This is a genomic window from Cronobacter sp. 153480017-3 (assembly GCF_053627815.1).
Map to the genome: position 1 here is coordinate 507,870 of NZ_JBSEYN010000003.1, position 23,337 is coordinate 531,206.

17 protein-coding genes are annotated in these 23,337 nt (G+C 55.9%); 8 read left to right on the top strand and 9 right to left on the bottom strand.

Annotation, left to right across the window (positions count from 1 at the left end):
* Window positions 1-7: 7 nt before the first annotated feature.
* Both ACUW6V_RS10265 and ACUW6V_RS10270 read right to left on the bottom strand, forming a co-directional pair.
* The gene (locus tag ACUW6V_RS10265) at window positions 8-2,383 is read right to left on the bottom strand and encodes a type VI secretion system Vgr family protein (RefSeq protein ID WP_454038322.1); all 2,376 of its coding nucleotides are present in this window, start codon (window positions 2,381-2,383) and stop codon (window positions 8-10) included.
* Window positions 2,384-2,441: 58 nt separating this feature from the next.
* Window positions 2,442-3,146 (bottom strand): DotU family type IV/VI secretion system protein, encoded by a 705-nt coding sequence (locus tag ACUW6V_RS10270; protein ID WP_454038323.1) that lies wholly within the window; start codon window positions 3,144-3,146, stop codon window positions 2,442-2,444.
* 818 nt (window positions 3,147-3,964) lie between these two features.
* Between ACUW6V_RS10270 and ACUW6V_RS10275 the strand changes: the two genes are divergently transcribed.
* Complete coding sequence (locus tag ACUW6V_RS10275) at window positions 3,965-4,927, top strand: nickel/cobalt transporter (RefSeq protein WP_454038324.1); 963 nt, start codon at window positions 3,965-3,967, stop codon at window positions 4,925-4,927.
* Between the two features lie 111 nt (window positions 4,928-5,038).
* A complete protein-coding gene (gene yghU / locus ACUW6V_RS10280; RefSeq protein ID WP_007887537.1) occupies window positions 5,039-5,905 on the top strand; it encodes a glutathione-dependent disulfide-bond oxidoreductase in 867 nt (288 codons plus the stop codon).
* 49 nt (window positions 5,906-5,954) lie between these two features.
* Here yghU and kduI read toward each other — a convergent pair whose 3' ends face one another.
* Window positions 5,955-6,791, bottom strand: a complete 837-nt coding sequence (gene kduI / locus ACUW6V_RS10285; protein ID WP_105622820.1) for a 5-dehydro-4-deoxy-D-glucuronate isomerase — start codon at window positions 6,789-6,791, stop codon at window positions 5,955-5,957.
* A gap of 393 nt (window positions 6,792-7,184) precedes the next feature.
* Between kduI and kdgT the strand changes: the two genes are divergently transcribed.
* On the top strand, window positions 7,185-8,186 hold the full coding sequence (gene kdgT / locus ACUW6V_RS10290; RefSeq protein WP_041460360.1) for a 2-keto-3-deoxygluconate transporter: 1,002 nt from the start codon (window positions 7,185-7,187) through the stop codon (window positions 8,184-8,186).
* A gap of 51 nt (window positions 8,187-8,237) precedes the next feature.
* Here the strand turns inward: kdgT and ACUW6V_RS10295 are convergent, their stop codons facing one another.
* Both ACUW6V_RS10295 and crfC read right to left on the bottom strand, forming a co-directional pair.
* Window positions 8,238-9,095 carry a diguanylate cyclase regulator RdcB family protein gene (locus ACUW6V_RS10295; protein WP_076726274.1) on the bottom strand — a complete coding sequence of 286 codons (858 nt, stop codon included), beginning with the start codon at window positions 9,093-9,095 and terminating at the stop codon, window positions 8,238-8,240.
* A gap of 5 nt (window positions 9,096-9,100) precedes the next feature.
* On the bottom strand, window positions 9,101-11,464 hold the full coding sequence (gene crfC, locus ACUW6V_RS10300) for a clamp-binding protein CrfC (RefSeq protein ID WP_454038325.1): 2,364 nt from the start codon (window positions 11,462-11,464) through the stop codon (window positions 9,101-9,103).
* A 560-nt stretch (window positions 11,465-12,024) separates the two neighbouring features.
* Here crfC and ACUW6V_RS10305 point away from each other — a divergent pair.
* Together ACUW6V_RS10305 and phnH are read left to right on the top strand one after the other, a co-directional pair.
* Window positions 12,025-12,360: a zinc ribbon domain-containing protein YjdM gene (locus tag ACUW6V_RS10305; protein WP_004388249.1), complete on the top strand. Its 336-nt coding sequence runs from the start codon at window positions 12,025-12,027 to the stop codon at window positions 12,358-12,360.
* A gap of 711 nt (window positions 12,361-13,071) precedes the next feature.
* A complete protein-coding gene (gene phnH / locus ACUW6V_RS10310) occupies window positions 13,072-13,668 on the top strand; it encodes a phosphonate C-P lyase system protein PhnH (RefSeq protein WP_007871333.1) in 597 nt (198 codons plus the stop codon).
* Here the strand turns inward: phnH and yjdP are convergent.
* The 3 genes from yjdP to ACUW6V_RS10325 form a co-directional block, all read right to left on the bottom strand.
* Complete coding sequence (gene yjdP / locus ACUW6V_RS10315; protein WP_007871335.1) at window positions 13,665-13,985, bottom strand: DDRRRQL repeat protein YjdP; 321 nt, start codon at window positions 13,983-13,985, stop codon at window positions 13,665-13,667. The two genes, phnH and yjdP, sit on opposite strands and share 4 nt — an antisense overlap.
* Before the next feature lie 107 nt (window positions 13,986-14,092).
* Window positions 14,093-16,408, bottom strand: a complete 2,316-nt coding sequence (locus ACUW6V_RS10320; protein WP_454038326.1) for a hypothetical protein — start codon at window positions 16,406-16,408, stop codon at window positions 14,093-14,095.
* Window positions 16,408-18,264, bottom strand: a complete 1,857-nt coding sequence (locus ACUW6V_RS10325) for an ATP-binding protein (protein WP_454038327.1) — start codon at window positions 18,262-18,264, stop codon at window positions 16,408-16,410. Before ACUW6V_RS10325 ends, ACUW6V_RS10320 begins: the two co-directional genes overlap by 1 nt.
* A gap of 538 nt (window positions 18,265-18,802) precedes the next feature.
* Between ACUW6V_RS10325 and ACUW6V_RS10330 the strand changes: the two genes are divergently transcribed.
* Together ACUW6V_RS10330 and ACUW6V_RS10335 are read left to right on the top strand one after the other, a co-directional pair.
* Window positions 18,803-18,955 (top strand): Hok/Gef family protein, encoded by a 153-nt coding sequence (locus tag ACUW6V_RS10330; protein ID WP_007887548.1) that lies wholly within the window; start codon window positions 18,803-18,805, stop codon window positions 18,953-18,955.
* Window positions 18,956-19,327: 372 nt separating this feature from the next.
* Window positions 19,328-19,480: a Hok/Gef family protein gene (locus tag ACUW6V_RS10335; protein ID WP_015742631.1), complete on the top strand. Its 153-nt coding sequence runs from the start codon at window positions 19,328-19,330 to the stop codon at window positions 19,478-19,480.
* A gap of 150 nt (window positions 19,481-19,630) precedes the next feature.
* Here the strand turns inward: ACUW6V_RS10335 and gltP are convergent, their stop codons facing one another.
* On the bottom strand, window positions 19,631-20,944 hold the full coding sequence (gene gltP / locus ACUW6V_RS10340; RefSeq protein ID WP_004386215.1) for a glutamate/aspartate:proton symporter GltP: 1,314 nt from the start codon (window positions 20,942-20,944) through the stop codon (window positions 19,631-19,633).
* A gap of 424 nt (window positions 20,945-21,368) precedes the next feature.
* Between gltP and acs the strand changes: the two genes are divergently transcribed.
* A complete protein-coding gene (gene acs / locus ACUW6V_RS10345; RefSeq protein WP_012123641.1) occupies window positions 21,369-23,327 on the top strand; it encodes an acetate--CoA ligase in 1,959 nt (652 codons plus the stop codon).
* The last annotated feature ends 10 nt before the right edge of the window (window positions 23,328-23,337 follow it).

Below are 23,337 nucleotides of genomic sequence, written 5' to 3' on the forward strand. Positions count from 1 at the left end.
GTCGTCCTCACAGTGGCTCAGCGGCATCTTTCGGTGCCTTCATTGTTGAACAGCCCTCCGGCAGGCTGATACTGCCCTGCATCGACGCCGGGCCGAGCTTTTCCAGCGTCCCGGCTTTTACCGTCACGTTACCGGAGCCGCCCAGCGTGATGCTGCCGTCTTTCATCTGTATCCACGCCCCGCCGCACTCCAGCAGCAGTTCGCTTTTCGCCTGCACCGTCACCCTGCCGTTCTGGCTGGCTATCGTCATGTCCTTTTGCGCTAACATCTCCAGCGCGTCACTCTGCGCCTGAATTTCCACTTTGCCCGCTGCCGCGAACAGTTTGATGCCCAGTTGTTTTGCAAACAGACTCAGTGCCTCACCCACCGCAATACGCAGCTTTTTACCGATGCTGATATCCGCATCCTGCCCGGTGGTGGCAATCAGGTTCTGGCCGGCGGCAAGCTGGATGCTGGATGGGGTGACCTGTGCGATACCCGACGGAGCCGAGAGCAGCAGCGCCTGCTGTTGCAGGTTTTTCAGCGTGCTGTTGAGCAGGTCGGTCTGTTTCTGTACGTCGGCGAGTTCGGCTTTTGCCATTTCGGCGGCGGCCCGCAGACTGCTGGCTTCCTGTATCGCCGCTTCCAGTTCGCTGACCGCAGACTGCATGGCGAGCATCTCACCCTGCGCCTGTTGCTGGCCGTCAGCCGTAATGAAAATACCTTTCGCGGCGCGGAACACGCCGTGCCCGTCAGTGCGCAGCTCTGCCCCTTCGCCGCGCAGTTGCCTGGCGTCGTTATCCGCAACGTTGTAGCCAAGATTGAGCTGTGTTTTGCCGGAATACGGCGTGGAGAGGTGGATATTCTCTCTGCCGCGCTCATCCTGCAGGCGCAGCTCGTTCGCGGCAGGCGTCAGAAGAATATTGCGTTTATAGTTCTCAATCGTGACGTGGTCGGGGTGGCGCGAGTCGTGGAGCGACCAGGCGATAAACGGTTTGTCCGGGTGACCGCCGTCGAACATCACCGCCACTTCGGTGCCCTGTATCAGCGGCAGATGCAACCCGAAGTTATCCCCGGCGTAATCGCGGGCGCGCCTGAGCCACGGGCTTTCACCGCCCTGCGGCCAGCTGTCCTTATCAAAATCGAAGCGAACCCGGTAGCGGCCCTGTTTATCGATATGGCTGTAGATATCACCCGCCTGCGAACTGGTGATACGCGCCGTCAGCGGAACGGTAATACGGGCGCGGGGCTGATGGACCGGGCGGAAGCAGACCGTACTCCGGTACGCTATCCCTTTAGCTTTAAGCCGATAGTGCGAACTCCGGCTGGCGGAAGTTTCTATGACGGTCACCAGCATGCCCTCGGCAAAGGCGCGGGAATTGTCGCCCTGGGCCTTCAGCACCTGGCCCGGGGCAATAAGCGTGGAGTTGCTTTCAAGGCTGAGGCGGTGCTGGCGGTTCAGCTGGCGTTCGTGGCGCAGGCGGGCATAAAAATACCCGCTTTCGGCACTCTGGTTCCCCGCCGTGGCGTACTGCTCGCCTTCGCTAAGAAAACCATCGGTATAGTGGTAGTCATTACCGTACGTGGTTTTGTCGTCATCGTGGGTCAGGTCGGCATCCGCATTCATGATGACATCAGCGGTACGGTAGTTGTAATCGTGTGTACTGACCGAGCGCTCCGTCACCTGATGGTGTGCCTGTAAATTCCACACCGATTCCGCGCGGTTATCGTGCATGCCCGCCGGGTTCACCACCGGAACAGTGACGCCATACTGCCAGCCCCGGTCTGAATCGCCGAACACCACCATTTCATGCCCGGTCTCGATGTCCTGGGTAAAGTTATACCAGATGCCCACTTCCGAGAGCAGACGGTCGATAAACTCTGCATCCGACAACATAAACTGGGTAATAATTTCCCGCGACGGATACGTATTACTCAGGCGAAACTCAAACAGCCAGCCCGGCCAGTTGTGGTGCTCACGCAGAATTTTCTCCACCACTTCCGGTACGGACAGGTTCTGGTAGATGGCGCTGCGGCGGCTGTTATCAAGCAGCGAAAGGCGCGGTTCGAACGTCAGGCTGTATGTGGCTTCATCACGCGAAACGGAAAGGCGGGAAAAGTGAGTGATTACGCCATACAGCGTCCGCTGGACTTCCGGGGCAAGGGTACGACGAAACGCCGTCTGCGGCAGAGTCTGCATGATGAAGGTAACATTCTTCATCAGCATCATCGCCGGATCGATATCCTTATCGCTGCTGGTAAGTCGCACGTCATAACGATAACGGGTGCTTAACCCTTCGCGACCTTCAAATGACTCCACGTCCAGCGGCGCAGTGCAGCCCTTAATTTTGAGGTGGTAGCGATTGAGGCTTAGCGCATCCAGAACAGGGGATGTAGTCGTCATCATGGCTTCCTTATGCTGACCCGGCACCCGATGCGTTCCTTGCCGGGATAGACGATACTCAGCCCGGCAGGGCTGACTGAAGTAAATGTTGTAATGAAGATTGCAGGAGCGCTATCAGCCCGGCAGTCAGCAAAAATGCCAGCGTGATATGGACCATGCGGGAACGGAGTAACCGGCCGCGTACCGTCGGGTGGCGCTCCACCACCAGCGCAGCAGACAACGGCTGTTCACCGGCTGGCACCAGCGCATTCAGGGACTCGGTGAGTTCAGCCGTATTCTCCCGAAAGGCATGATCCGGAGATATTTCCATCCACCGCTGGCTGTAGCCCATGCCATACAGACGCTGGTAGAGCACCAGCAGACGCGGATCTGGCGCAGCCTCCCGCAGCAGCGCCCGCGTCCGTTCTGGCATCACTTCTCCGGCCCGCATTTGCCCGATAAACAGCGCCTGTAGCGGATTCCGCAGCCAGACGTAGTTATCCTCAGAAGAGGCGCTGTTCAGTACCGCGTCATCCATCATGGCGCACTGCGCATAAATAACGTGGTGAATCAAATCGTCTCTTTCCTTTCTGGCTTTCAGCGTCCCCTGCACAGCCTCCACCAGCTTCACCGCGCGGCGATACAGCGCCTCGTCACGTACCAGCGCAGGCTGATGATGAATATCCATCACGAACAGGTACGTATCCTGCAGCAGGGTATCTATATAAGCACTGGCGTCAGAGGCTGAAGATAAAAAACAAGATGAATGGGCGAGTGAATCCAAAATAAGTCACATCCTGTGCTGCGTTCTGTTTTCGCCAAGCTTATTCCACTTTAAAAACAGATCAATGAATTCAAAGGTAACAAATAATGATCGATAAGAAACTTAACTTTCTCACAACAGCATTTTATCTGATATTGACTGATATCAGGAAATCTCTCTTGCCATTTCATGGCGCATCGATTCCCAGCGATATAAATTCATACAATGAATAATTTACCGGTATATATTTTATAGTTTAATATAATTAGCTTATTAAAGAGAGATAAAGGAATTAATTTTTTATTCATCAATTTCAGAGAGTTACACCACAAAAACCTCTACCCCCATCAATATGAAGATAAAACCCACCATTCGCACGTAAGAGAATGACATCCGGGTAATATTAATAATGACAGACGCACATGTACAATGCCTGTATCCAATGCCTCCCGCCAACGAACATCAATAAAGCGCTGCCATTAGCGCCTTGAAAACGCCATCGATTTTAGTCTACAAACTTATATGGCACCATGGACATTTTCGAACCGCACATGAATTTTCCTTTACCATAAGCGCACCTTTATTATTGGTGATATCAATCGCTGAGGAGAATGTCGTCTAAAATGGCTTAATGAATATTAATTTAGTAAGTGTATTATTATTTCACATTTGCTTTATGAATAATTACTCAACAACGATGATGGCCGCGTAAGAATGACGTAAGTCGTATACCACCGGAAAGCGGTAACGATTGTTGATATTGCTGCACCTGTTTGTCCCGCTTCTCCCTAACGCTTTCATCGTTATACTTGCTTAATGCTCATTCACGGGATAACTGCATGTCGACTGCCATCCTGAACCGCCGCTGGCATCGTCCCGGCGCGCTGCTGTTAACACTCTTTGCGCTGGGCGTGGCGTTTTTCTTCTACAGCCACTGGGGCACGTTTCTGCAATGGGCGTTCAGCCTGCAAATCGCGCTGCACCGCTATCTGGTGCTTTATCTGTTGCAGCTCAATAACCATCAGTACACCGGCGGCCTCTGGCTTATCAGCGGCGCGTTTATTTACGGCGTACTGCATGCCATCGGGCCGGGGCACGGCAAATTTATCGTCAGCGCATATCTTGCCACCCACCGCGAAAACCTCTTTGCGGCAAGAGTAGTGCCACTCGCGGGCAGCCTGATGCAGGGCGTCAGCGCCATCGCGTTTGTGTTTATCCTGGCGGTCGGCTTTAACCTGGCGTCTGGCGATCTGAGCCAGAGCCGCTGGTATCTCGAAAAGGTGAGCGCGCTGCTTATCGGCGCGTTCGGGCTGTTTCTTATTCTGCGCGCCGCGAGAAGCCTGCGTGCGCCGCGCCTGAAAATCCATTCGCTGACGCCTGTGCAATCGCACCCGGAAAACTGCGGCTGCGGCCATCATGGTGTCGGCCGTGAAAATCATGGTGGCGACTGGCGCGCCCGGCTTGGCGTTATCGCCGCTATCGGCGCGCGGCCCTGTAGCGGCGCGATAATGATTATGCTGTTTGCCAATGCGCTGGGCATGGCGAGTTGGGGAATGGCGGCGGTGATGACGATGGCGCTCGGTACGGCGCTCTCGATTATGGCGCTGTCGCTCGGCGTGCAGTATGCCCGCCGCACCACCACACGGCTTTTTGGCACGCCAGCTACGCCCGTCCAGGCGCAGCGTATCGCCGCGCTGCTGCGAATCGCAGGCGGGCTGGCGCTACTGCTGTTCGCGGTCGTTCTCTTCCTCACCGTTATTCCTGTCAGCCCGAACGGCGACTACATCGCCGCGGGCTGTTGAGTGGGGTAATGCCACAACCGGATAACAGGCGAGTGCGCCCTCGCCTGCTACACTCGAAAACGCGAACCGGACGGCCGGTTTACTTCCTTACTCATCGCGCGGGATAACATTATGTCTCAAAACGAATATCAGCCACCTGAAGTCTGGACCTGGGAACCGCAGTCTGGCGGCGCCTTTGCAAACATTAACCGTCCCATCGCGGGGCCGACGCATGAAAAAACGCTGCCGGTCGGCAAACACCCGTTACAGCTCTATTCGCTCGGCACGCCGAACGGCCAGAAAGTGACTATCCTGCTGGAAGAGCTGCTGGCGCTTGGCATCAGCGGCGCGGAATATGACGCGCACCTGATCCGCATCAGCGAAGGCGATCAGTTCTCCAGCGGCTTCGTTGAGGTGAACCCTAATTCCAAGATCCCGGCGCTGCTGGATCGTTCGGTCACGCCCGCGGTGCGCGTATTTGAATCCGGCGCGATCCTGCTTTATCTCGCCGATAAATTTGGTCAATTCCTGCCGGAAGATTACGCCGGACGCGCCGAAGCGCTGAACTGGCTGTTCTGGTTGCAGGGGTCAGCGCCTTATCTCGGCGGTGGTTTCGGCCACTTCTACCACTACGCGCCGCAAAAAATCGAGTACGCGATTAACCGCTTCACGATGGAAGCCAAACGCCAGCTTGATGTGCTGGACCGCCAGCTCGCGCAGCACCGTTTTATCGCGGGCGACGCCTATTCGATTGCCGATATCGCCATCTGGCCGTGGTACGGCAACCTGATTATCGGCGGGCTGTATGAGGCAAGTAAATTCCTGCAGGTTGAGGAATACAAAAACGTGAAGCGCTGGGCCGAAGAGGTCGCACAACGTCCGGCCGTGCAGCGCGGACGCATCGTTAACCGCACCTGGGGGCCGCTCAACGAGCAGCTTCACGAGCGCCACGACGCCTCTGATTTCGAGCGTAATACCGAAGACAAACGCGGCGCGTAGCCCACAAAAAAGCCTCGTCACTGACGAGGCTTTTTTTATGCGTGGGCGGTTAGCGCATATCTTTCACTGCAACGTGATCCATATCGTCGAAGACCTGGTTTTCGCCCACCATTCCCCAGATAAACGTATACGCGCGCGTCCCGACGCCTGAGTGAATCGACCAGCTCGGCGAAATGACCGCCTGCTCGTTTTGCACCACAATGTGCCGCGTCTCCTGCGGCTGGCCCATCATGTGGAAGACGCAGCTGTTCTCTTCCAGTCCAAAATAGAAGTACACCTCCATGCGCCGTTCATGCGTATGGCACGGCATCGTATTCCACAGGTTGCCCGGCGCCAGCTCCGTCAGGCCCATGCTGAGCTGGCAGGTTTCCAGCACGTCAGGAATAAAATATTTATTGATGGTACGTCGGTTGCTGGTCACATCCTCGCCAAGATGCACCGGCGAAACATCCGCGGGCGTCACGCGTTTGGTTGGAAATGTCGTGTGCGCCGGCGCGCAGTTATAGTAAAAACGCGCAGGATTCGCCGCGTCGGCGCTCTCAAACACCACTTCTTTCGCGCCCTTGCCGACATACAGCCCGTCGCGGCTGTTCATTTCATAGCGCGTGCCGTCCACCGTGATAAGCCCCGGCCCGCCGATATTAATGACCCCCAGCTCGCGGCGCTCCAGAAAATAGCTCACGCCCAGTTGTTTGCCCACTTCACTGCCCACGGCCACCGTGCGGTTTACCGGCATCACGCCGCCCACAATGATGCGGTCGATATGGCTGTACGTCATGGTGTACTCGTCAGCCACAAAAATCGTCTCGATTAAAAATTCCCTGCGAAGCCCGGCGGTATCCAGGGTTTTCGCGTGATCGCTATGAATGCTTTGACGAACGTCCATTCTGACTCCTCGTGACGTTACGGGGATCGAGTCCCGGTATCAGATAAGCGTAAAAACCCCAATTAAATAACAGTGGATTTACATAAATTTTCGCTGCGTTTGATGCTATCAAACACGTGAATCAATAATGTGATCGATGTAACTAAAACATCGTTTCATTTCTATTGAATCAATATTCCACAAGAGTAATAGTAGCGCCAGTCGCTTCAATAACGGGATAAGTCGCACACAGACCAGTCTCAATTCTTATACCGAAGATGCCAGCCGCCGCTGCCTCGCCACGGCTGTCCTACAAAAAATACCAACGTAACCCGATGAAAATTAATCATTTTTATCGGTGGGCACTTATAACCTTAATTCAGCCTGGGCTGAATAAAACCGCTGAGGTTTATGATGAAGATTAAAGCTACGATGGAACGCATCCCCGGAGGGATGATGCTTATCCCGCTGTTACTTGGCGCAATTTTAAATACGCTGGCTCCGGAAACCGGGAATTATTTCGGCTCGTTTACCAAAGGCATGATTAGCGGAACGGTACCTGTTCTCGCCGTCTGGTTTTTCTGTATTGGCGCGTCTATTGATTTACGCGCGACTGGCACGGTACTGCGTAAATCCGGCACGCTGGTACTGACCAAAATCGCTGTGGCCTGGCTTGTCGCGATGATTGCGGCCTCGTTTATTCCCGACACCGGCATTCAGACCGGCTTTTTCGCCGGGCTGTCGGTACTGGCTATCGTTTCCGCGATGGACATGACCAACGGCGGGCTGTATGCCAGCCTGATGAACCAGTACGGTACAAAGGAAGAGTCCGGCGCGTTTGTGCTGATGTCGCTGGAATCGGGCCCGTTAATGACGATGGTGATTCTGGGATCTGCCGGTCTCGCCTCTTTCGAGCCGCATCACTTCATCGGCGCGGTGCTGCCGTTTCTGATAGGCTTCGCGCTCGGCAATCTTGACCACGATCTGCGCGCGTTCTTCAGCAAAGCCACGCCGGTGCTGATCCCGTTCTTTGGCTTCGCGCTCGGCAATACCATTAATTTGCGCGTGATTCTGGAAACGGGCCTGCTGGGGATTGTGTTGGGTGTCGCCGTCATCATTATTACCGGTATTCCGTTGATCATGGCAGATAAGTTTCTGGGCGGCGGCAACGGTACGGCTGGCGTGGCGGCCTCTTCCGCGGCGGGGGCGGCGGTCGCGAACCCGGTTATCATCGCGCAAATCAACCCCGCGTTTGAGCCGGTGGCCGCGCAAGCCACAGCCCTGGTCGCCGCGAGCGTTATCGTGACGGCGATTCTGGTGCCCATCATTACCGCGCTCTATGCCCGCCATGTGGCGAAACAGGCACCAGCGGTAGCACACGCTGAAAGCGTCAGTACGAGCACGCTGCACCGGTAAAGTCCGTGTAAAGAAGAAAGCACCCCGCATCGGCGGGGTGTGGTTGGGCGTTCAGAGCAGGAAAATCTCTTCCACCAGCGCGTTCACCAGCCGCCTTGCGGAACAGATCCGCGGCATCCCGAGCGAGACGCTCTGCCAGGTTTGCGTCACCGACCAGCTGACCGGCTGACGCTCGCTGTCATGCATCGCGCCCAGCCAGCAGAGGATATCTTTATGCTCAAGCAGGCCCGGCTGTGGCGGCGTATGCAACCACTGGTGGTAGAAATGCCGCGTGTCGGGCGAGGCGTTAACGCTGTGCGCAAGTAATCTGGCGGTGTCGTCATACACCGGCGGTAACAACGCGGTTTTGTACTGGGGTTCACCTAAGCGCAAGGCATCGCCGAACGCCCCCCAGTGCAGCTCCTGAAGCGCCACGTAGCAGCGCCCGACTGGCGACCAGCCGTTAAATTCACCGCGTTGCCAGCGCGCCATAACCTCGCTGGCGTGGCGCTGCGCCGCGGCCAGTAAATCGCTCTGACGCAGTTGCGCCTCAAGCCGCGCGGCGCTGTGCTGATACTGCCCGGCTGTCACCTCAAGCGCCTGTGCAAAGGGCGCGCAAACGCCTTTCTCAGCAAGACGCTGGCTGCGACGCGCCAGCGCCTGCGCGGTGAGGCTTAATGCCAGATGCCCCGGCGGGCTCTGGCGAGAGAGCGACTCCAGCAGATGCAGCGCCGCTACCTCCGGGGTGGCCGCAATGGGTTCCGCACGCGTGACGGCCAGCGATTTTTGCAGCCGCTCTCGCATGTTTTGATGCTGCGGATGCGAGCGACCGTAACGTTCTTCGTCTTCGCCCTTCGCCAGATCCACCATCAGTCGCCCGCGCAGCGCGCGTAAATGTCGGCCCGGCCCTTCAAGCAGTGACCCGTTCATGGCGTTCAGTGCTCCACGGAAAACAGCGTCTGGATGTCATCACGCAGCGCACGGGCGTCTTCGTTAATATCGCGCGCGGTGCGGGCGCACTGCTGCAGCTTCTCACGCAGCGCGTTGCGCGCCGATTCACTCTGCTGGCGCGCCGCAAGACTCTGCTGAAGGTTCGCCTCAATCGCCGCCATCGCCATCTGGAACTCGGCGAAAAACGTCGCCATGCCCGCCGTAACAGAGATATCCACCTGCGCGTTCATCGCCTGGCGGATCTGCGCGCAGAAGCGGCTGACGTAACGGCTGAGCGTCTGCTTCAGTTGCAGCAGATTGATAACATAGCGGGAGCGCATCGCCGTACAGTCGTCCCAGCCGAGATCTTTGCTGTTAAGCCAGCGGGCCACGGTGCCGCGCACGCCGTCGTTGCGCGGGGCACTGGCGACCGGCACGCTCTCTTCTTCAATAATGTCGTTAAACAGCTGATGCGCGTTGAAATTAAGCTGGCTACGCTGAAATACCGGCAGCGTAATGTGCGCGCGAAAGCCGGTGCGACGCAGGCCTTCCGTGACGCGCTGCTCAAGCGGCGCCAGGGCCGCGCGCAGGATATCTCCCAGTGCGGTTTCCAGCTCGCTGAAATGGGCCGCCAGCTCCCGGGTCAGATTTTCCTGTACCGACAGCAGGATCAGCTCGCAGGAAGCACGAATTTTATGCAGCAGCATCCGCGCGTTGCTCTCCTGATCCAGAATCAGCTGCTCGCTGCCTGCGTCAAAATCGCTTCCCCAGGTCACCGCGCGACGCACAGGGCTGCTGAGCGACAGCGAGGGCACTTTGCCGGTATCAAAATAACTGGCGATATCCGCCAGCACTTTCTGTTCATGACCCGCAATAGTTTCCGACGCGCGCCCGAGCGCCTTAACAACCTCTTCCTGAATGGCTTTGCTGGCGTCTGCCTGGCAACGTTTTAGCTGTGCGATGTCATTATTCATTTGAGAGATACTCTCCACCAGTTGGTCATTTGCGATATCGAGCCCCTGGCAGCGGAAGTCCAGGTAGTCTCGGGTGCATTGCGCAGAGTGAGTTAATTTTGCGCAGGCCGAGCGCAGCGCGTAGAGCGAGGCGTGGGCATGCGCGGTGTGCAGAATCGCCCGAACAGGCGCTTCGAAAAGGGAATCCTCCCACAGCAGATCGGCGGCGTGGCGCAGATGCGCGGCGTCGGTGAAATCGGCGTTTCGCCAGCGACGACCCAGCGCAGCTTCAGCGAAATCCTGCACCCAGCGCTGTTGGTCATACGGCGGCAGCGCGCCGTGCTCGTCAAGCTCCTGACGCGCGCGATTAGCCAGATAGCCCCACATGGAAGAAACCGGAAAAATATGCGTCGGATCGATAGCGCCTTTCATCAGCGTGCCGGCGATCAGCGCGCGCACCTGATCTTCGTCGTCGCTGTTGCGATCCAGTTGATCAAACTTATTGACCAGCGCGTAGAGCGGCACGGATTCGCCCACCGCCGCGAGGGCCAGACGCACCTCTTCATCGGAGGTCGATTTCAGCTGGGTATAGTCCATCACCGCCAGCACGGCGGAGGCGCGGGCAATCTGCTCCTGCAGCATCTTTTGCAGGTGCGGCTGTCCGGCTTCGTTCGGCCCTGGCGTGTCCAGTAGCGTAAGCTGGCCAAGCCCTCTCTCCATACCCGCGAGGTGAGTAAACTCCACTTCTATCACCGGAATATGTTCAATGGCCGCGTAAGCGCGAAACGGGAACGGCACGTCAAGCACGGCCGAGAGCCGTACCAGATCGTTTAAACTTTTCAGACAGTGAAAAATGGGCTGAGCGCCGAGATAATGTTTTTCAAACGAGGTGCCGTTAAGAATGCGCGCCAGCAGGAGGTCCATATCGCGATCGATTTCAAGACGCAGCGCCAGGCTTTCGCGCGAAGCGTTCTCTAATCGCGCGCGCAGCGCCTGCATCAGCGTTTCTATGGGTCCGGCGTGGGTGAAATGCAGTACCGGCTCTTTCTGGCCCGGCGTGTGGCGAATCAGCGTCGGCAGCGCCGTCATCGGGCGGTTGCGGTTTGGCAGAACTTCTTTGCCAACGATGGCGTTGATCGTGGTCGATTTCCCCGCTTTCATCGTGCCGACAATCGCCACGACCATCTCCTGCTGGGTGGTTTTTCGCAATTCGGCCTGCAGCATCTCTTGCTGCGCATCAAGGCCGCGTAAGGAAAAATGAAGCGGATGCACGGCGGCGGTCTGGCGGCTGGCAACGTTCCCACAGTCATCCTGCACCGCCAGCGGCATTTGTTTCAGGGCGCTGAGATTATACAGAGCCAACTGAAGAAGCCGCTCCGCTTCCTGATTCATTTCAAATACAGTCTGTGTGTGCATGAAAAATCTTTCCTTAACACAAATTAAATGACCTTTTGCCTTATCTTTTTATTAGCTCAATGCGGCTTTTATAATTACGTGTGGAAAATATCCTGCGCGTCATGAGGCTACATGACGAAAAGTGGCGTAAAAATGCCATACCATCGTTGTGGTAAAATATGTATGAGACGACGAGAAACGTTTCAAACCTTCCTGTTCGTCAAAAACCAAATAATCACGCTGTAAGACCAGTGGGCCGATCGATTTTTCAGAGCGAAAGAATATATCCTCACATCGGTCATTTGACAAAAATGTTCCGACTTCAGGGGATGGTTTTAATAATTCAGATCAACATTAACCACTCCAGAATAACACCGCCTGGCAATAAATCACGATATATGTTTTATCCCTGGCAGTAAAAAAGTTTATCGGCTTCGGGTGCCTGCGCGTTTGCGCCACAGACAAGCCCGTAAAACGTAAGGGTTTAGGGTATAATCCCGCCTTTCATGCGCGCCGCGTAAGCGACCGCTTCTTTTGCAGCCCTGTTTTGCTGCCCTGTTGGTTCATTCTAAGGAGACACCATGTCACTGCCAGCCTGCCCGCAATGCGGCTCAGAATATACTTATCTGGATAATAATCTTTACGTCTGCCCGGAGTGCGCCCACGAATGGCGCGAAGGCGAAACCGGTGTTGAAAGCGACGCCCTGGTCGTTAAAGACGCCAACGGCAACCTGCTGGCCGATGGCGACAGCGTCACAATTGCTAAGGATCTCAAGGTCAAAGGCAGCTCATCGATGCTGAAGATTGGCACAAAAGTGAAAAACATCCGTCTGGTGGAAGGCGATCACAACATTGATTGCAAAATCGACGGCTTTGGCCCGATGAAGCTCAAGTCGGAGTTCGTCAAAAAAAGCTGACGGAGCCACAAGGCGCATTTTTCCTGGGCTGGCAGCCTGCGCTGCCAGCGTCAGGCCGTCCGGCTGCCCGCTAACTGGACGGAGCTCTGCTCAGAATAAAATAGCGTGCTCGATCGATTTACCCCTGTGTTTTTTATGGGCGACACTGCCGGTATGACGCTTCGTTAACGGGATTTCACGCTTATTTTCGTGCTTCTTTTAAAAAAAGATTAAAACAAAAACGAAAAGCAGCGTAAAATAGAATTCAGAGCGTTAATCCAGATAAATACCCTTAAAAATCAATAAAATAAATAATAACTACACTTGAATTAAGCACTGCTTAACTTTTCGCCAGTTTCTTTTAGGAATATTATTAATCAGCGCAAAATAAAATATAACTCGCCGGCAATAAATATAATTAAAGAAATAATAAGTCAAAATCAAAAACACAAAAAATCGCGCTGTAATAATAATCTTTATCAGGCTAAAAAGATTATTATCGTAAAAATATCACCTCCTTTCTTACCTGACTTAAGCCCAATATTAACCTCTTTCATCGATGATTCCGTTAAAGCCTGGCCGCTCATCTCCTCCTTTTATTGCGCCACATTTCATCTGGCTGTCATGTTTGTTTAACAGCAAGGTCATATTAGACCGTCAGGATGTGCCGCAACCTGCTTGTGGCGGCGTCCAGGACGTACCGCCGCGTTGCGCAGCAGTATGGAGATTCTGATGACGTTAAACACCGCTTTTGATTCACCCGTGCATGATGCACAGCAATGCTTTCGTCGCCTGCTAAAAGCCATGAGCGAGCCCGGCGTGATTGTCTCACTGCAGTTGCTCCGCCATGGCTGGCAGCCGCTTGGCGTGGCGACCACCAGCGTGCTGCTTACGCTTGTCGACAACGATACGCCCGTCTGGCTGTCGCCTTCGCTGGCAAATGATATCGTGCGCTCTAATCTGCGCTTTCACACCGGCACGCGGATTGCTGATACGCCGGACGAGGCAGTTTTCGCCATTGCCGATGAACACCTGAATCCGTTACTTCCCGACAGACTGGCGCACGGCAGCGTGATCGCGCCAGAGCACAGCGCCACGCTGGTGTTACAGGTCAACAGTCTGAGCGGCGGGCGTATGCTGCGCCTGACAGGCACCGGTATTGCGGAGGAACGCATGATAGCGCCACAGCTGCCGGAGTGTCTGATTGCGCAACTGGCAGATCGCCTGCATGCCGGATCGCTTGGCATTGATCTGTTGCTGACCTGCGGCGATCGTCTGCTGGCTATCCCTCGCACTACGCATGTCGAGATCGCCGACAGCGGCCGTTAGCGATAATCGTCGTCCTCCAGCCGTTGCTCTTCTTCCTCCAGGCGACGGCGTTCTTCATCCAGACGACGCTGGCGCTCATCAAGCTGCCGGTGGCGCTCTTCCAGACGTCTGCGCCGCTCGTCGTAGCGCGTGCGGCTTTCATCGTCATAGGAACGATCGTCCGACGCCTCGCTGCTATCCGGATGGTAAGCCTCGTTGATCGCTTCTGTTACCGAGTTAATGGTGTCGTTAAAGACAGAATCCAGGCCATCTGCCAGCGCGTGGCTGCTGGAAAGAGAAAGTGTGGCGAAAAGCAAAGCGCGAAGAGATGATTTCATAATGCCAGCCCTGTGTTTGACTGGTCTTAAAGTAATGAGGGCGAAGAGAGGCAGACAGCGGAGGATTCTCAAATCGGGCGGCGATGAACGCCGCCCGTGATGCAAAACTAGAGCTGATAGCGCGCCATCACCTGACGGTGACGCGTTTCATCAAGACCGCCCGTCATGGCAACATCCAGCCAGTGGATCGGGTGTTTCCAGCCCTGGGTGAATTCACGCAGCATCGCGTCCACTTCCAGCGGCGAGACCGACTGCGGCATCGCCAGCATGAAATAGATGCCAGGCAGCGTTTCGCCGCTTTCGCTGTCCGTCACCTGATAATCGGATTCACAATGCACCCAGATGGCACCGCCACGCTGGCGCACGCCATTCACAAACGCGTTGAAGGTCTCCTCGCCCGGATCGACGCCGTCGATAAACCAGCTCGGCGCATATTCGCTCGGCTCAAGCGTTTTCACCACGTTATGCACGGGGATGAAGTTCTCGCGCTCTTTTTCATCTTCCGGCGGGGTGTTCAGCAGATTGGCGTCAAAGACCACCGACTCGTTCATATGCTGTAAGGCTTTACGCCAGGACGGCTGGAACACGCGCGCCGTCACCGGGCCGGTACGCTGAGCGAAGTAATAATGTTCGTCGTGGTTTTCAAAGAAACGCAGACGAACGGTGCCCCACCGCTCTTCAACCGGGCCTTCATCGGTGCTGAACTTCATGCCAAGCCGCGCGCCGGCTTCGCGCACGGTCAACCAGTCTTCGCTGGCGCTGGCGGCGGTCAGCAGATCCCACAGGACATTGCTGGCGTCTTCTTCGCGCGCGTCCAGCATCGCCACCGCGTCTTTCAGGTACGCCGTGGCGCGGTCATAGGCTTTCTGGCGCATTGCCGCCTGGCCCGCCAGCATCAGCGGCGCGATCTTTTGCTGCCCCTGCGGCGTGGCGCGCAGCGCCTGGCTTACGGACTCCAGTTTTTCCCAGTCTTCCTGCGCCTGCGCCACCTGAGCTTCAAACCACAGCGCCACGTGCGGCAGCGCGTCGCGATAGCTTTCGGCGAGCGCTAAGATGTCGTCGTAACGGCGCGCGTTCAGGAGCGCAGAGAGCAGATGGAACAGCGGCGCGGCCTCTTCCTGCGGGTGGCGTTTCTGCCAGCCAAGCAGGAGATCCGTCGCTTCGCCCTGCGCCTGGCACGCTTCCAGCGCGGCACCTGCCAGCATCAGCAGTTCTTCATCGTCAGGGCGCTGCGCGGAAGCGAGCAGCAGCCACTGGGCCTCTTGTTCCGGATCGCGCGTCACGCTTTCCTGCTGGCCGCGCTCTTCCAGCCATGCCATCAGCGATTCGGCAGGCACCGGCAGCTCAACCTGCGTTTCCATGCCCGCTAACTGGCTTGCGAATTCCGCCAGCGCGGCGTCTTCATCGTGCGGGTTACGCAGTTTTGCTGCGCACTGTTTCGCCTGCATCAGGGCACGACGGGCGACCCAGGTAGCACCACGCGCCAGCGCGAGGCGAATATGGCTTTTCGCGACCATCACCGCTTCGCGCCACGCCTGCGCTTCTACACGCTGTTCCAGAATCAGCTGCAGCGCGCTGCCGGTCTGCCAGTTGTTGTAAGCCGGGTTGAGGCGCACCAGTTGCTCCACCACGCGCACCCAGCGCATACGGTTATAGGCGGTGAGACGATCCCACGGCAGCAGCCATTCGCGAGCGTCTTCTTCACGCCCCATCAGCGCCAGCACTTCCGCCTTCATCATCATCATGACCTGGCGGACCTGCTCGCTGCTGTTTTCCAGCTCGTCTTCATGAAGCTTATCGATAATCGCCAGCGCCTCGTCATAACGGCCAAGCAGCATCAGCGCCTGCGCTTCGTTCTCTTTGAGGCCATTGACGTCCTCTTCGCCTGCCGCGCGGCGCTTCTCCATCTGCTGCTGCACAAAGGCCAGCGCCTCTTCAACCTGGCCTTTATCGACCATCGCGAAGAACTGTTCTTCAGAAAGGCACAGGAAGCAGCTGCGCAGCGGGGTGATTTTCGAAAGCGTCTCCTGGCAAACGGCGATACGCTCGTCCGCCCAGCCTGGGCCGTCCACATTGCTGTAGCAGGCGCTGAGATCCTGGGTCACGCAAATCGACTGCGGGCACTCTGCGGCATCGGCCTGGTGAGCGCGCTCAAACAGCGCCACGACATCACCCAGCGCTTTTTCGCCTTCGCCAAGATTGCCGATGCGGTGACGCATCTCCCAGTGGCCAACCATCACGTCAATCCACGGATTGCCCGCGGTCTTTTTCAGCGCGCGCGCTTCCGGCAGCAGCGCTTCGGTTTTACCGGTCTGCACTTCAACAACAGACTCGATAAGCTTATTAACATGCTGCGTTATCCAGGGTTTACCGGCTTCTGCCAGGTCACGTTCATATTGCTCATACCATGCCCAGATATCCATTAGTTGCTTCCTTCTGTTGTCGGTGTAATAAGTTGCGCCGTGATGCAACTGAATGTGTCCAGCGCCTGGCGAAAGTCGTACTCACGGGAATCCCCCGTGGCCAGAGCAAGAATAATTTTGAGGCTTTTCAGTAATTGCATGGCGGCGGGCGCGATGGGCTGCCCGGCACGCCAGGCCTGTGATAAGGCTTTTACCGCAGGATTGTTAAAGTTGATGTAGAGGCGCACCGGCGCCTGCTGTTCGATTTTGCTGGCAAACTGGCGGGCGAGCATCAACGCGGCGGTGCTCATGCGGCGATCGGCGTCGTCCTGCTCAAGACGCGCTTTAAGCTCGGCGTCACGGTTGACCACCATCACCAGCGGCAGCGTCGCAGGCTCGAAAGAGGACATTACGCACTCTTCGTCGTCGCGCAGCTGTTCGCTCCACCAGGCCTCTTCTTCGGCGCTGACGTCATGCAGCGCAAAGAGTTGTTCGTTACCCGCTGACGTCCCCACTTCCACCAGCCGCGCGCCGTAGAGCGTCGCCCAGCGTCGCAGGAACGGCACCACCGCGTAGCGATAGCCCAGCGCGACAGGACGGCCCGAAAGCCGGAACAGCATCTCTTCAAAACCGCCCTCTTCGCTGAGCATTACGTTCAGCGTGTTGTTCTGGCGCAACGCTTTAACCGGCAGATCGCCCTGAGAGGTCGGGATCAGCAGTTCATCTTTCAGCAGATCGAAGAGGCGATCGTCGCAGATAGCCGCGCCGAGCAACGCTTCGTTATGGCGCACCAGCACACGACGCCAGACGGCAGGCTGCTGCTTCGCGAGATCGGCCAGACCGTTAATCAGCGCCTCGGTGAGCGCCGCCTGCGTGGCATACCAGGTGACATCGCGCTGTAAATCTTCGCGGCTGGCCGTCGGCGTAAGACGATTCGATTCGATAACGCCGCCGACAAACCCGGCCCACGGCGGAAGCAGCTCGCGCGCCTGATCGTCGAGCAGCATACCGCGCAAAAACAGCGACAGATTACGGTTATCGCTGGTGCCATACGTCGCGCCATCCTGAAGCCAGAGCATACCTACCGCGTCACTGTCGCCAGAGGGCTCAACCAGCAAGGTACAAAGCGGCGTAAACGCGCGCTCGAAGCGGCTGGCGAATTCAATATTTTGCTTCTGACGCAGCGCCGGATGCAGCGCCACGCCATCCTGCGACGTTACACGCCAGGGCGGCGTCAGGTGATTTACCGCCGTCTGCTCTTCACCGACAAACAGCGGCTCTTTCATTAATATGCAGTAGCGACCCAGCACATCGCTCAGCAACTTGTTGTTGGCGAGATATAAAAACTCGTCTTTGAGATGCAGCGTGACGGTCGTCCCTGGCTCGCGCGGGCTTGCCGGCGTGACGCTGTAGGTTTCGCCGCTGGCGGAGGCGTAAAGCCAGCCTTCCTCCGGCGTTTTCCAGGAGGTGGTGTGTACCGTTACCCGCTCCGCCAGCACAAAAGCGGAAAGAAAGCCCAGGCCAAACATGCCGATAAGCCCGGTTTCATCATCCTGCTGGCGCAGATGGCGGGTGTAGCCGACGCCGACGGTCGCGAGGAAATCGTGGATCTCCTGCTCAGTGAGGCCAGAGCCGGTATCGTGAATGACGATGGTACGGGTTTGGGTATCGCCCGTGACGCGGATCTCCGCAAGCTGGCCCGCCGCCCCCTCTTCCAGTCGACGTCTGACAATCGCGTCGTGCGCGTTCTGCACCAGCTCACGGATGGCGACCATCGGCGTGGAGTAAAGGTGTTTACTGAGCACCTGCATTAACCCCGGCAGGTTCACCGGCGTTTCGTGTTGTCCTGTTAATGGCGCGCTAATGAGGTTATCCACTGTGACTCTCTTTATATTCCGGCTGTGGTTGTCGGTAGCCTGCCCGAATGGCGCGTGTACGTGCTCACTATCGCGCAGGCATAAGGGAGAGATGATAAGGGTGTACGGCGGCCGGGTATACTATCATTCCCGATAGTTTTCGGGCGTGATCAGCGCCCGTCACGCTTTCTCTCATTATCAGGATACACAACCCGGGCGTTGCTGCGCGCGCAGAAAGAAAAAAGAGACATTCAATCCCATATTAATGGATGGCGTTATATTTACCTGTTACAGCTTTCGTTATTTAAACGCGGAAATTTGCGAGAAAGGTTCCATAATTAATGTAAAAACCACAAATGAATTACATCAGGCTTTTTATTTAATTTTTTAGCGAAAGGATTATTATAAGCGCGGGTGCTTAAGGCTTTCTGTCTTAAGCAAACGTGAGGGACAGAAAGAAGAAAGCCCCGGGCAATATTTCTATTAACCCGAGGCTATCCCTCAACTCCAGCAAGTTGAGATTAGCCTCTTACTCTTCAGAATGCAAGGAGTAAAAGGCATGAAGCCACTGCGTTATTTACTGGCCTGTTTATTCATGGTCTGCATCACTATTTTGATTTTTGCATTAATGAATCAGGGTACGTTATGCGAGCTCACCATCAGAAGCGGCAGTCAGGAGGTGGCGGCTAAGCTTGCCTGTACCGGCAAGTAAGGCTCTCCCGGGCGGGGTTTCCTCGCCCGGCTTGCCAGGAGCGGAGGTCTTAACGCACCCAATCCTTCTACCCTTTCGGGTATTTATTTCCCCTTACGCTTTAAATATTCATATTACCAAACGACACTATTTAATTTATAAGCCAACCCAATGCAACAAACCCAACGAAAATTACATTGGGATTTTTATTCTCATTTTAATAAGAGATCATTATGATAAGCGCCGGGTGCTTAAGACTTTCTGTCTTAAGCCGACGCGAGGGACAGAAAGAAGAAAGCCCCGGGCAATATTCCTATTAACCCGAGGCTATCCCTCAACTCCACACAAGTTGAGATTAGCCGCTTACTCGCCGAAAGGCAAGGAGTAAAAGGCATGAAGCCACTGAAATATCTTTTCGCATGTTTTGTTGTATTTTGCGTCACGATATTAATTTTCGCTTTAATTAACCACGGCACGTTGTGTGAGTTAACCATAAAGCAAGGAAATAAGGAGGTGGCGGCACGGCTTTCCTGCTCTGACCGGTAACACTCTCCGGGCGGGGTTCGCTCCGCCCGACTTGCTGGCGTTGAGTGCTTAACGCACCCGTTTTTTACCGCTTCCGGCACATGGCTTACACCGTCGCCATAAAAAACCCCGCCAGAAGCGGGGTTTGTACACCTACAGATGCGCAGAAAATTAATTATTGGCGGTGCTGTCAAAGCGGCCCAGCATTTCCCGCTCGTAAGCCTGCGCTTTTTTGCGGTCAAACTTGTGTTCCCACTTGGCAATCACCAGAACCGCCAGCGCGTTGCCGACCACGTTCAGCGCGGTGCGCGCCATGTCGAGGATACGGTCCACGCCCGCGATAAACGCCAGTCCTTCCAGTGGAATGCCGACACTGCCAAGTGTCGCCAGCAGGACGACGAACGACACGCCAGGCACGCCCGCAATCCCTTTCGAGGTCACCATCAGCGTCAGCACCAGGATAATCTCCTGACCCAGCGACAGTTCAATACCATAAAGCTGGGCGATAAAAATCGCCGCGATGCTCTGGTAGAGCGTGGAGCCGTCAAGGTTAAAGGAGTAACCGGTCGGCACCACGAAACTTGTGATAGACGCAGGCGCCCCGTAGGCTTCCATTTTCTCGATAATCCGCGGCAGCACGCTTTCCGAGCTGGCCGTGGAGTACGCCAGAATCAGCTCATCTTTAAGAATGCGGATCAGTGTCCAGACGCGCAGCCCACACATCCGCGCCACCGCGCCCAGCACGATTAGCGCGAAGAACAGAATCGCCACATAAACCAGAATCACCAGTTTCGCGAGCGGCCATAGCGAGGCGAAACCAAAGTTCGCCACCGTCACGGAGATCAGCGCAAACACCCCCACCGGTGCATAGCGCATCACCATATGGGTGACTTTAAACATGGTTTCGGAGACAGAGCGGAAGACGGTCACCAGCGGCTCACGGTGCGCGGCGGGCAGTGAAGACAGCCCCAACCCGAACAGCACCGAGAAGAAGATAATCGGCAGCATCTCGCCTTTCGCCATCGAGGCGAAAATGTTGGTCGGCACCAGTGAGAGGATCGTGCCCATCAGACCGTGTGCATGGCTCTGCACCTCTTCGGTCGTGTGCTGATATTTTGAAATATCCACGGCAGCCAGTTGCGACATATCAATGCCGCTGCCTGGCTGGAACACGTTCGCAAGCGTAATGCCAATGACAATTGCGACGGTTGTGATCACTTCAAAATAGAGGATGGTTTTCGCGCCGATGCGCCCGAGCTGTTTGGCGTCGCCGACACCGGCGATGCCCACCACCAGCGTGGAGATAACAATCGGCACCACGATCATTTTAATCAGATGAATAAAAATGTCGCCAGCGGGCGAGAGGAGATTGGTCACCAGCCATTCGCGGCTATCCGTCTGATAATGGAGAAAACTGCCCAGAAGAATACCCAGCACCAGGGCCAGCAGGATCTGCCAGGCCAGGCTGATTTTACTGTTTTTCATAACGACTTTACTTCCTAAATTACAGCGCCATTCCCACGCGTGCTCGAATGAGAACGACGCAAGCTGAAAGGGGTATGACAAACGTTGGGTGATATTGTGGGGTTTTTTAACGCGTTTAATCAGTACCACTTGCACGGCGTCCTGCGCAACCCTTAAAGAACAGGCATATTCACTGAAAATTGCCTTAATAACCCTAATTTATCGCGCTAATCATCTATAAGTTAATGTTATTTAAGACATTATAAAATCGAGTCAGTAAATAATACTTAACAGCAATTATTTTCCTTGAAAGATTCGTTTGATGAATTTTCATGCAGTTTCGGCAATGCGTGATCTGCCGCCCAAAAAGTAAACAAAGCTATTCGCAAGCCTGTTCTTAACTTTTGCGTGACATATCATTAACATCTAAAAGGAGAAAAAAGCCATGAGCCAAATCCATAAACACCCTATTCCCGCAGCTATTGCGGAACGTTGCCTGATTACGCCGGAACAATATGATGCGAAATATCAGCAATCCGTGCATGACCCTGACGCCTTCTGGGGCGAACAAGGCAAAATCCTCGACTGGATCACGCCTTACCAGACGGTGAAAAACACCTCTTTCGCGCCTGGCAATGTCTCGATTAAATGGTATGAAGACGGCACACTAAATCTGGCAGCAAACTGTCTTGACCGGCACCTGAGCGAGCGCGGCGATCAGACCGCCATTATCTGGGAAGGCGATGACGCGACCCAGAGCAAACACATCAGCTACCGCGAACTCCACCGCGACGTCTGCCGTTTTGCAAACACACTGACCTCTCTTGGCATTAAGAAAGGCGACGTGGTCGCTATCTATATGCCAATGGTGCCGGAAGCCGCCGTTGCGATGCTCGCCTGCGCCCGCATTGGCGCGGTGCACTCGGTCATTTTCGGCGGATTTTCGCCGGAAGCCGTCGCCGGACGCATTATCGACTCCAGCGCGCGTCTCGTTATCACCGCGGATGAAGGCGTGCGCGCTGGTCGTGCGATTCCGCTGAAGAAAAACGTCGATGACGCGCTGAAAAACCCCGGCGTCACCAGCGTGGAGCATGTGGTGGTGTTTAAGCGCACCGGCGGAAACATCGAATGGCATGAAGGACGCGATCTCTGGTGGAGCGAGCTGGTGAAGAAAGCCAGCGCGCACCATCAGCCCGTCGAGATGAACGCCGAAGATCCGCTGTTTATTCTCTACACCTCCGGCTCGACCGGTAAACCGAAAGGCGTGCTGCATACCACGGGCGGCTATCTGGTTTATGCGGCCACCACATTCCTCTACGCCTTTGACTACCATCCTGGCGATATCTACTGGTGCACCGCCGATGTGGGCTGGGTGACGGGCCACAGCTATCTGCTCTACGGGCCGCTCGCCTGCGGCGCGACCACGCTGATGTTTGAAGGCGTCCCGAACTGGCCTTCCGCTAACCGTATGGCGCAGGTGGTGGATAAACACAAAGTGAATATTCTCTATACCGCGCCGACAGCCATTCGCGCGCTGATGGCGGAAGGCGATAAGGCTATCGACGGGACTGACCGTTCCTCACTGCGCATTCTCGGGTCGGTCGGTGAGCCTATCAACCCGGAAGCGTGGGAGTGGTACTGGAAGAAAATCGGTAATGAAAAATGCCCGGTAATCGACACCTGGTGGCAGACCGAAACCGGCGGCTTCATGATTACGCCGCTGCCAGGCGCGACCGAGCTAAAAGCCGGTTCCGCCACGCGTCCGTTCTTCGGCGTGCAGCCAGCGCTGGTGGATAACGAAGGCAATCCGCAACAGGGTGCGACGGAAGGCAATCTGGTCATTACCGACTCCTGGCCGGGCCAGGCGCGTACGCTGTTTGGCGATCACGAACGTTTCGAGCAGACCTATTTCTCAACGTTTAAAAACATGTACTTCAGCGGCGATGGCGCGCGCCGTGACGAAGACGGTTACTACTGGATAACCGGGCGCGTGGACGATGTACTCAACGTCTCCGGGCACCGTCTTGGCACTGCCGAGATTGAATCTGCGCTGGTCTCGCACCCGAAAATCGCCGAAGCCGCGGTGGTGGGCATTCCGCACAGCATCAAAGGCCAGGCTATCTACGCTTACGTGACGCTGAACCACGGCGAAGAGCCGTCAGCCGAGCTGTACAGCGAAGTGCGTAACTGGGTGCGTAAAGAGATTGGCCCGCTGGCGACGCCGGACGTGCTGCACTGGACCGATTCGCTGCCGAAAACCCGCTCCGGCAAAATCATGCGCCGTATTTTGCGCAAAATCGCGGCGGGCGATACCAGCAACCTTGGCGATACCTCAACGCTCGCCGATCCGGGTGTGGTGGAAAAACTGCTCGAAGAGAAGCAGTCCATCGCGATGCCATCATAACCACGCCTGC